Here is a 2,638-nt window from a genome sequence, read left to right on the forward strand (position 1 = left end):
TCGCCGGGACCGATTCCCACCGAGGTGTTCATGGAATACCTGAACCTGAAGGAGGAAGAGATTCCCGAACTCGGCGAACGGTTCCAGATTCCGCTGGGCCGGGTGGGAACGCCGGAAGACATCGCGCCGGCGGTGGTCTACCTCGCTTCGGACGCATCGAGTTGGATGACCGGGCACACCATCCTGATCAAGGGCGGGCCCTGATTCGGAAGCCCGCATCGACTCTAAGCCGACACCACCTGTCTTCGCCCTGGGAACGGGCTGAAGACAGGCGTCGCGAATACGACAGGGCGGGAGCACGTCCAACCGCTCGTGCTCCCGAACAGGCCGGGCTCCGGGCGCAGGCCGCGCCCGGTATCACCGCGTTACATCGTGTAACGGTACTGCAGGCTCAGCGTCCGGCCGAGCGGCGTGGTCGCTGCCTGGTCGAGGCTGTTGGGGCCCGTGTTGTTGCAGATGCCGGGACCGTTCATGAAGTTGGGGCAGCGGCCCGGAATCGCGCCGCCGCTGATGACGTAGATCTCATCGGTGATGTTGCGCCCGATCAGGTTGAACTGGTGCCGGCCGTCTTCCGAGTACAGGCTGATGGCGGCATCGATCAGCCAGAAGCTGTCCTGCATGAACGGGTCGAGGGTCGCCGACCAGGCGTAGTCGCCCGTGTAGCGGAAGTCGGCCGACAGGTCGAGACGCCAGCCGGCGCCCACCGGCATGTCGTAAGACCCGCCGATGAAGCCCGTGAAATCCGCGCTGCCGGAACCGTCCTCACCCTTGAGGTTTTCACCCGTCGCATTGATGAAGTCTTCCGAGTAGGTGGTATCCGTCCAGGCCCAGGCACTGCGGATGGACAGTCCTTCGACGTCGGTGTTCCAGAGCATGTCGAATTCGACGCCCTGGGTTTCCAGCGCCGAGGCGTTGAAGGTGCTGAACTGGATGATCGTCGAGTCGAATAGCTGCACCTGCAGGTCGGAGTACTCGTAGGTGAACGCCGTTGCATTGAATCGCATGGCGCCGTCCAGGAAGCGCCCCTTCAGGCCGGCCTCGAAGCCCTCCGCTTCTTCCGATTCATAGATCAGGAAATGGGGGAAGGCCGGGTTGGTGGGCTGCAGCGCCGCCGTGGGCAGGGCGCTGTTGTCGATGCCGCCGGACTTGAAGCCCTGCTTGTAGGCCAGATAGACGCTGACATCGTCGTTCACGTAGTAATTGACGGCGACTTCGGGAGACAGGTTGTCGTCCTTGAACTCCAGGCCCTCGTCGATGAGCGGAGGGGCGCCGAAGCCGAACAGCAGGGCCGCGGCATGGAGGTAGGGAATCTCGATTCTGCCGTCCTTGTCCTCCTCGGTGTAGCGGAGGCCGGCGGTGATTTCCGTGCGCTCGTTGAGGTCCCAGTACACGGCAAGGAATGCCGAGATGACTTCCGTATCCAGGAAGTGGTGCTTGTTATAGTCGTACTGGTTTCCCGTGGCCGGGTCCGGACCGATGATGGTCGCGGTGGGGTCGCCGCCGACCAGGGCGTACGCGGGACCGAAGATGTTCGGCAGTATCGGTGCGTTGAACGCGTACTGGTAGGCATCGAATTCCTGCTCGATGTCCTGGTAGAAGAAACCGGCCTGGAAGTTGATCGGACCGTCGAGGTGGCTCGCCAGGCGCAGTTCTTCGGTGATGCTCTTGTAGATGTTGTTGTGCAGGCCGCCGAATACCCCTGCGCCGTAGCTGTAGTCGTCCAGTTCCCAGTGCTTGAGGTCGACCCAGCCCGTGATGGACGTGACGGTAAACAGTTCCGAGACATCCCAGTCCATGCGCAACGAGAGGAAGTGAGTGTCCTGGCGGAGCCCGGGTTCTCCGTCATCGAATCCCTCCGGCAGCCCGGCGCGCAGGCCGGGGTTGAGATGCAGCTTGGAGGTATTGCCGTTGATCTTGCAGTCGTCCACGCCGAAATACAGGCCGAATGTGGCATTGGCGGAGGGTATGCTGGTGGGCTGATGGCGCCCCTCGGGGCAGACTTCTTCCGCCCACGCGGTGCCTGCACCGTCGTTGTTGTATTCGGAGTAACTGTACTTCACCTTGGCCTGGAAGTTGTCGGCCGGGTTCCAGGCCAGTGTGAGGCGGGTGTTGATCGAGTCGTCCCCGTACCAGCGGTCGGCGCCGTTGACGGGTACGTTGACGGTATCGTGGTCTGCGGAATAGTTGTAGAAGAGTTCGTCGTTCTGGGTAAAGCCGACCGCGAGCCTGGCGCCGAGCGTATCGCTCAACGGGCCGGAGACGATGAACTCGCCGAAATACCCCTGGTATTCGACCTCGTAGCCGCCGCTGACCTCCATCTCGAACTCTTCGCCCGGGTCGTTGGTGGTGATGGAGATCACGCCCGCCGTGGCGGATTTTCCGAAGTAAAGCGACTGCGGGCCTTTCAGGACCTCCAGTTGCCCCATGTCCATGTAGGCGTTGTGGATGAAGCGGCCCCGGTTCACCACCACGCCATCGAGGTTGATGGCCACCGAGTGGTCGAAGGCTGCCGAGATCGAACTCGAGCCGATCCCCCGCAGGCGCAGGTTCGAGCCATTGCCCGAGCCGCCGTGGGAGACCACCATGTTGGGCACCATCTTGGCGGCATCCACGAGGTTCGTGATGTTGTAGCGGTCGA

At 62.5% G+C, this 2,638-nt stretch carries 2 protein-coding genes; one reads left to right on the forward strand and one right to left on the reverse strand.

What is annotated here, in order from left to right:
• Window positions 1-204, forward strand: a 204-nt coding sequence (locus OXG98_05350) for an SDR family oxidoreductase (GenBank protein ID MCY3771427.1), incomplete at its 5' end; no start/stop codon positions are given.
• 161 nt (window positions 205-365) lie between these two features.
• Here the strand turns inward: OXG98_05350 and OXG98_05355 are convergent.
• Window positions 366-2,638 (reverse strand): TonB-dependent receptor (locus tag OXG98_05355; protein MCY3771428.1); only part of this gene is annotated, 2,273 nt, incomplete at its 5' end.

Source organism: Gemmatimonadota bacterium, from assembly GCA_026706345.1.
In the GTDB taxonomy this organism is placed as follows: Bacteria; JAAXHH01; JAAXHH01; order JAAXHH01; family JAAXHH01; genus JAAXHH01.